The sequence below is a fragment of the Vibrio sp. V03_P4A6T147 genome, from assembly GCF_002241085.1.
Lineage (GTDB): Bacteria > Pseudomonadota > Gammaproteobacteria > Enterobacterales > Vibrionaceae > Vibrio > Vibrio anguillarum.
In genome coordinates this window covers 1-6,720 of sequence record NZ_NDIO01000010.1, presented here as the reverse complement: position 1 = coordinate 6,720, position 6,720 = coordinate 1, and the positions used below count along the sequence as shown (strand labels likewise).

7 protein-coding genes and 1 other annotated feature are annotated in these 6,720 nt (G+C 44.6%); of the genes, 5 read left to right on the top strand and 2 right to left on the bottom strand.

All coding sequences use genetic code 11. The features are described from left to right. Positions 1-59 precede the first annotated feature (59 nt). Positions 60-545, top strand: coding sequence for a putative 4-hydroxy-4-methyl-2-oxoglutarate aldolase (locus B9J84_RS00305; protein WP_010318275.1), 486 nt, complete (start codon positions 60-62; stop codon positions 543-545). On the opposite strand, the gene B9J84_RS00300 is transcribed toward B9J84_RS00305, so the two are convergent. Continuing rightward, a complete protein-coding gene (locus B9J84_RS00300) occupies positions 542-1,045 on the bottom strand; it encodes a hypothetical protein (protein WP_094123270.1) in 504 nt (167 codons plus the stop codon). The genes B9J84_RS00305 and B9J84_RS00300 overlap by 4 nt on opposite strands. Positions 1,046-1,287: 242 nt before the next feature. Between B9J84_RS00300 and thrL the strand changes: the two genes are divergently transcribed. The 4 genes from thrL (at position 1,288) to thrC (ending at position 6,164) form a co-directional block, all read left to right on the top strand. Continuing rightward, on the top strand, positions 1,288-1,365 hold the full coding sequence (thrL, locus tag B9J84_RS16060) for a thr operon leader peptide (protein ID WP_100208354.1): 78 nt from the start codon (positions 1,288-1,290) through the stop codon (positions 1,363-1,365). Next, positions 1,303-1,420 (top strand) — a sequence feature (Thr leader region). It overlaps the preceding gene by 63 nt. A 29-nt stretch (positions 1,421-1,449) precedes the next feature. Further along, positions 1,450-3,909: a bifunctional aspartate kinase/homoserine dehydrogenase I gene (gene thrA, locus B9J84_RS00295; RefSeq protein ID WP_094123269.1), complete on the top strand. Its 2,460-nt coding sequence runs from the start codon at positions 1,450-1,452 to the stop codon at positions 3,907-3,909. A gap of 18 nt (positions 3,910-3,927) precedes the next feature. Beyond that, on the top strand, positions 3,928-4,884 hold the full coding sequence (thrB, locus tag B9J84_RS00290) for a homoserine kinase (protein ID WP_094123268.1): 957 nt from the start codon (positions 3,928-3,930) through the stop codon (positions 4,882-4,884). Beyond that, a complete protein-coding gene (gene thrC, locus B9J84_RS00285) occupies positions 4,881-6,164 on the top strand; it encodes a threonine synthase (protein ID WP_094123267.1) in 1,284 nt (427 codons plus the stop codon). Before thrB ends, thrC begins: the two co-directional genes overlap by 4 nt. Before the next feature lie 109 nt (positions 6,165-6,273). Here thrC and grcA read toward each other — a convergent pair whose 3' ends face one another. Further along, a complete protein-coding gene (gene grcA, locus B9J84_RS00280; protein ID WP_026027385.1) occupies positions 6,274-6,651 on the bottom strand; it encodes an autonomous glycyl radical cofactor GrcA in 378 nt (125 codons plus the stop codon). Between the last annotated feature and the right edge of the window lie 69 nt (positions 6,652-6,720).

The window sequence follows — 6,720 nt, the reverse complement described above, 5'->3', positions numbered from 1 at the left end:
GTTTTACAGCGCGTCTAATGTGTCAGATGAAAATAATAAACAATAATCAAGGAAGAAGGATGATAGATATCACACCAGATATTTGCGATAAATTTGAATCGCAAATCAATATATTGGATTTGCCTTTGCAAACTTTTGGTTTAAGGAGTGCTTTTTGGGGGCAAATTGTCACCGTGCGTTGCTATCACGATAACTCTAAAGTTCGTGACGTATTAAGCCAAAATGGTAAAGGTAAAGTTTTAGTCGTCGATGGTAACGGTTCGTGTCAAAGAGCCTTATTGGGTGACCAACTGGCGATCATGGCGATTGAAAACGGTTGGGAAGGGGTCATCATTTATGGAGCGATACGCGATGTTGCTGCGTTATCGCAAATGGATTTAGGTGTGAAAGCGTTAGCGAGTTGTCCACTTAAGACCGATAAGAGAGGTGCAGGCGAAATTAATGTGACGCTGACTATCCTCAACCAGATGATTCAGCCGGGTGACTATGTTTATGCCGATTGGAATGGTGTTTTAACGTCAACTCAAGCGCTAGACTGGCACTAGAATCTGAAACCCACCCCAAATTGAACGCCTTGTTGCCACTCTTGATAATCAAGGGTGGCATGTAAATCAACGTTTTCTGACAGTTGAAGTCGGCTAGATAGCTCCGCCGCCATAGCATCGGCACTGCTCGTATCATTCGGATTACTGGCGGCTGACCGTAAGGTGCTTTTTAGTGATAATTTTGGGGTTAGCTGGTAGCTAAGGCCACTTAAAAAACCACTTTCGGATCCGTAGTCGGAATTATTTATCCTCGCTCCAATGTACAGATCTAAATTGTCAAAAAGGTTATAAGAATAACCGCCATCAATAGTCCAACTATCAAATTGTTGACCATCACTTTCGCTTGAAAGAAATAAGCGATGTGGAGATTGGCTCTGTGAAGAAGGAAGTGCAGGTAAGGTATTGGCTATGCTAGATAAAGAAACAAGCAGAAATAAACATAGTGCGACTTTTAGTTTCATCTGCCTCTCCTTATTATTGTTTTGAGTTACTGCGTCCACTGCGGTAACAACAATTAAAGCACAAATTTCACACGATGACAGCGTTATGTATATAGCATTTTGTTATTTGCTTATGTGTAAAATGGTTGTGCTTAATGTGCAATAAGTATCTTATTTGTGTTGTGTTTTTTAATTTGATTAATTCGGAATGACTATAAAAAATAGCAGATTTTCGTTGACTAATGATGACGAAGTAAGGTAAACGTAAGGGCAATTAAACACACGAGTATTTAAATTTTTCTATGTTACAGCGCAGCCTAGTAGTAATGACAACCACCATTATTATTACCGACATGACACATGTTGGGGCGGGCCGCTGAGCGAAAAGTTTTTACAAAAAAGGCCTGTATCCCACCAGATACAGGCCTTTTTTTATACCAATTTGAACTGTTTTGGAGGAAGGGATGCGAGTATTAAAGTTTGGAGGTTCATCGTTAGCCGATGCTGATCGTTTTTTAAGGGCGGCAGATATCATCGTTAACAATGTACAGCAAGAAGAAGTCGCCGTTGTGCTCTCTGCACCGGGAAAAACCACCAATAAATTAGTGGCCGTTATTGAGAGTGCTTTGCGTAATGGCGAAGCAGAACGCCAAATAGCGGAGCTTGAATTCTCATTTTTCGATCTACTCGCTGGCATCAAAGCACAATTACCTAATGTGGATTCGGCCGCTTTTGACAATCAAGTAAAAACGTCACTGTCTCAGCTGCGTCAATTTGTACACGGCATTAATTTACTCGGTATGTGCCCAGACAACGTCAATGCGCGCATTATTAGTAAAGGTGAGCGAGTCTCTATCCAACTGATGAAAGCGGTACTTGAAGCAAAAGGACAAGCGGCTGCATTGATTGACCCAGTACAATATCTTTTTGCTAAAGGTGAGTATCTTGAGGCAATGGTCGATGTTGAGATCTCCACGCAAAATTTCAAGCAAAATCCACTTCCGCAAGCACATGTTAACATTATGCCGGGTTTCACGGCTGGTAATGAAAAGGGTGAATTGGTCTGTCTAGGCCGTAATGGCTCGGATTATTCTGCGGCTGTGCTTGCGGCATGTTTACGTGCAGATTGTTGTGAGATTTGGACCGATGTCGATGGCGTTTATAACTGTGACCCACGTTTGGTTGCGGATGCTCGTTTATTAAAATCACTCAGCTACCAAGAAGCGATGGAGCTTTCGTATTTTGGCGCGTCAGTGTTACATCCCAAAACTATTGCACCGATTGCACAATTTCATATTCCGTGTCTTATCAAAAACAGTTTTAACCCTCAAGGCGCAGGCACGCTGATTGGTCAAGATACTGGTGAAGATAAGCTGGCTATTAAAGGTATTACTACACTCAATAATTTGACTATGGTCAACGTCTCCGGCCCTGGCATGAAAGGCATGGTCGGAATGGCTAGCCGTGTGTTTGGCGCGATGTCTGCCGCAGGCGTTTCTATTGTGCTGATTACACAATCCTCTTCAGAATACAGCATCAGTTTCTGTATTGAGGCGCAAGATAAAGCCCTTGCCAAAAGCGCATTATCGGAAGCGTTTGAACTGGAATTAAAAGATGGCCTACTTGAGCCTGTCGAGTTTATGGATGACGTTGCGATTGTCACTCTGGTTGGTGATGGCATGCGCACTTCGCGCGGAGTGGCTTCTCAATTTTTCTCATCGCTGGCTGAAGTTCACGTCAATATTGTTGCCATTGCACAAGGCTCTTCCGAGCGAGCTATTTCGGCGGTGATTCCAGAAGATAAAATTTCAGAAGCGATCAAGGCTTGTCATGAAAATCTCTTCAATTCTAAGCATTTCTTGGATGTGTTTGTGGTCGGTGTTGGCGGTGTCGGAGGCGAATTAGTTGACCAAATTCATCGTCAGCAAGCCAAACTAGCTGATAAAGGAATTGTGATTCGAGTGTGTGGCCTTGCAAATAGTAAGGCACTATTGCTGGATAGCGAAGGCTTGCCGCTGGAGCATTGGCGCGATCGAATGCATAGCGCGAGTGAAGAATTTAGCCTCGCAAGGCTTATCTCTCTAGTGCAGCGTAACCATATCATTAACCCTGTCTTAGTTGATTGTACTTCCAGTGAAGTGATTGCCAACCAGTACGCCGAATTTTTGGCTGCGGGTTTTCATGTTGTGACGCCTAATAAAAAAGCCAATACCGCAAGCATGGCCTACTATCACCAGCTGCGTGAAGTGGCGCGCAACTCGCGCCGTAAACTGATGTACGAAACGACGGTTGGTGCTGGTTTACCTGTGATTGAAAACTTGCAAAATCTCATTGCCGCTGGTGATGAGTTGGAAAAATTCAGCGGTATTTTATCTGGCTCTCTTTCGTTTATTTTCGGCAAACTGGATGAAGGTATGACTCTTAGTCAAGCTACGCAGCTAGCTAAAGAGAAAGGTTTTACTGAGCCTGATCCTCGTGATGATCTGTCGGGAATGGATGTGGCTCGTAAGCTGTTAATTTTAGCTCGTGAGGCGGGAATGCCTTTAGAACTGGATGATGTAAAAGTCGATCTTGCTTTGCCGCCGGGTTTCGATATTTCGGGTACAGTTGAAGAATTTATGGCGCGCTTGCCACAGGCTGATGCTTATTTCCAAGAGTTATCCACTAAGGCCGCAGCCGAAGGTAAGGTATTACGTTATGTGGGTGAAATATCAGAAGGCCAATGCAAGGTGAAAATTGCAGTGGTCGATGAAAATGACCCCATGTTTAAAGTCAAAGATGGTGAGAATGCACTGGCGTTTTATAGCCGTTATTATCAACCGATTCCATTGGTGTTGCGTGGTTATGGGGCGGGTACAGAAGTAACAGCAGCAGGGGTGTTCTCTGATGTGATGCGTACCTTAGGTTGGAAGTTAGGGGTTTAATTGATGAGTTCAAGTGACATGAGTGTGGTGGTGTATGCCCCAGCTTCAATTGGTAATGTGAGCGTTGGGTTTGATGTTTTAGGGGCGGCCGTGTCGCCAATTGATGGCAGTTTATTGGGGGATCGCGTTGAAATTAAAGCGGGCAGCGAACCTTTTGTACTCGAAACTGTAGGTCGCTTTGTCGACAAGTTGCCTGAAGATCCAAAGCAGAATATTGTTTACGATTGCTGGCTTGTTTTTACCAGAGAGCTTGAAAAAAAGAGCATTGTAGTAAAGCCGTTGCAAATGACGTTAGAAAAAAATATGCCGATTGGTTCTGGTTTAGGTTCCAGTGCTTGTTCAATTGTTGCAGCTTTAGATGCGTTGAACCAGTTTCACGGTAACCCACTTAATCAGACTGAGCTTTTAGCGCTGATGGGCGAAATGGAAGGTAAAATTTCAGGCGGTATACATTATGATAACGTTGCCCCCTGCTACTTAGGCGGCGTGCAATTGATGCTTGAAGAGCTAGGTATCATCAGCCAAGAAGTGCCTTGTTTTGACGATTGGTATTGGGTGATGGCGTATCCTGGGATTAAAGTTTCCACAGCCGAAGCGCGAGCGATCTTACCTTCACAATATCGTCGACAGGACATCATTGCGCATGGTCGTCATCTCGCAGGTTTCATTCATGCTTGTCACTCAGGTCAGCCTGAGCTAGCGGCTAAACTGATCAAAGACGTGATTGCTGAACCGTATCGTGAGAAACTTCTGCCCGGCTTTTCGGATGCGCGTAAATACGCTGCATCAGCCGGAGCGCTCACCACTGGCATTTCCGGCAGTGGCCCAACACTGTTCAGTATTTGCAAAGAAAAAGAGGTTGCCGAGCGAGTTGCTCGTTGGCTTGAACAACATTATGTACAAAATGAAGAAGGATTCGTCCATATTTGTCGCTTAGACAAAAATGGCTCGACCGTTACAGGAAGTGCTCTATGAAGCTTTACAACATAAAAGAAAATGATGAACAAGTCTCTTTTGGCCAAGCCGTACGCCAAGGATTAGGACGCAATCAAGGGCTGTTTTTCCCAGCAGAGTTGCCTCAGTTTGATGATATTGACGCGTTACTAGCCGAAGATTTTATCTCTCGTAGTACAAAAATTCTCAGCGCCTTGATTGGTGATGAATTACCCGCAGAGCAAGTGAATGCGATGGTTGATGCGGCTTTTCAGTTTCCAGCACCGATTAAGCAAGTGAAAGACGGCATTTATGCTCTAGAGCTTTTCCACGGCCCAACGCTGGCATTTAAAGATTTTGGTGGTCGCTTTATGGCGCAGTCACTGGCCGCCGTTTCAAATGGTGGACAGATCACCATTTTAACCGCGACTTCTGGTGATACTGGCGCTGCGGTGGCTCATGCCTTTTATGGAATGCCCGACATCAAGGTCGTGATACTTTACCCTAAAGGTAAGATCAGCCCGTTACAGGAAAAACTCTTCTGCACTCTGGGCAACAATATTCACACTGTCGCGATAAATGGTGACTTTGATGCTTGCCAAGCGTTAGTTAAGCAGGCTTTTGATGACGCCAAGCTTCGCCAAGAGATCGGTTTAAACTCTGCAAATTCAATCAATATCAGTCGTTTAATGGCACAAATTTGCTACTACTTTGAGGCCGCATCACAATTAAGCAAAGCTCAGCGTGAAAACTTAGTCATCTCTGTACCGAGTGGCAACTTTGGCAACCTAACCGCTGGTCTGTTGGCAAAAGCATTGGGCTTACCTATCAAGCGTTTTATCGCGGCAACCAATGCCAATGATACCGTTCCTCGTTACTTAGAAACGGGTCAATGGGATCCAAAACCCACTGTCGCGACCACATCGAATGCGATGGATGTGAGTCAGCCGAACAACTGGCCGCGCATCGAAGAGCTTTGTCGCTTAAAGGGCTGGGGGCTAGATACCTTAGGTAAAGGTGCGGTATCTGATGCACAAAGTGCGGATTCAGTTCGTGAACTTTACGCGCAAGGTTATTTGTGTGAACCGCATGGTGCCATTGCGTATCGAGTTTTGGATGAGCAGTTACAAGCGGGAGAAACGGGGCTATTTTTGTGTACTGCGCACCCTGCCAAATTTAAAGAAGTCGTTGACGATGTGCTAGGCACTGACATTGAATTACCTGCTCCTCTTGCAAAACATGCAGTGATGGCGTTGCTTTCTGAAGAGTTAGACAATGATTTTGACGCTCTAAAAACGGTGTTAAGACGCGTTCAGCCTTAAAGAGATCCTGATTTCATCTTATTGAAGTCAGGATGATATTCCTCTAACGATAAAAATGGCGCTCATTGAGCGCCATTTTTGGATATAAATATTCTCATCAACGCTATGATTATAGCGTCTCAGTGAAGGTACGTGCGATAACGTCACGTTGCTGTTCTTGAGTCAATGAGTTGAAACGAACAGCGTAACCAGAAACACGAATCGTCAGTTGCGGATACTTCTCAGGGTGTGCAACGGCATCTTCAAGAGTTTCACGCTTAAGAACGTTCACATTTAGGTGCTGACCGCCTTCGATGCGAGGTGCTGTTTCAATCGCAACTTCACGGCTTTCATACTCACCAAGGTCGCTGACCGCGATAACTTGATCTGCTTGGTAGCCTGCGTTAGCGGCAACGCAACGTGCTTCATTCTTTTCGTTATCGAGTAACCAGATAGAATTTAGTAGGTTGTCGTTTGCTGCTTTTGTAATTTGAATGCCTTGAATCATCACTATCTCCTAGTCCACTTAAGTGGCGTTATTGGTGTTTATTTTCTAACTTTGTTGAGTTGGTTATTA

Coding starts and splice junctions, on each gene's coding strand:
- thrB (WP_094123268.1), top strand. CDS start 3,928: ATGAGTGTGGTGGTGTATGCCCCAGCTTCAATTGGTAATGTGAGCGTT.
- thrA (WP_094123269.1), top strand. CDS start 1,450: ATGCGAGTATTAAAGTTTGGAGGTTCATCGTTAGCCGATGCTGATCGT.
- thrL (WP_100208354.1), top strand. CDS start 1,288: ATGTTACAGCGCAGCCTAGTAGTAATGACAACCACCATTATTATTACC.
- grcA (WP_026027385.1), bottom strand. CDS start 6,651: ATGATTCAAGGCATTCAAATTACAAAAGCAGCAAACGACAACCTACTA.
- thrC (WP_094123267.1), top strand. CDS start 4,881: ATGAAGCTTTACAACATAAAAGAAAATGATGAACAAGTCTCTTTTGGC.
- B9J84_RS00305 (WP_010318275.1), top strand. CDS start 60: ATGATAGATATCACACCAGATATTTGCGATAAATTTGAATCGCAAATC.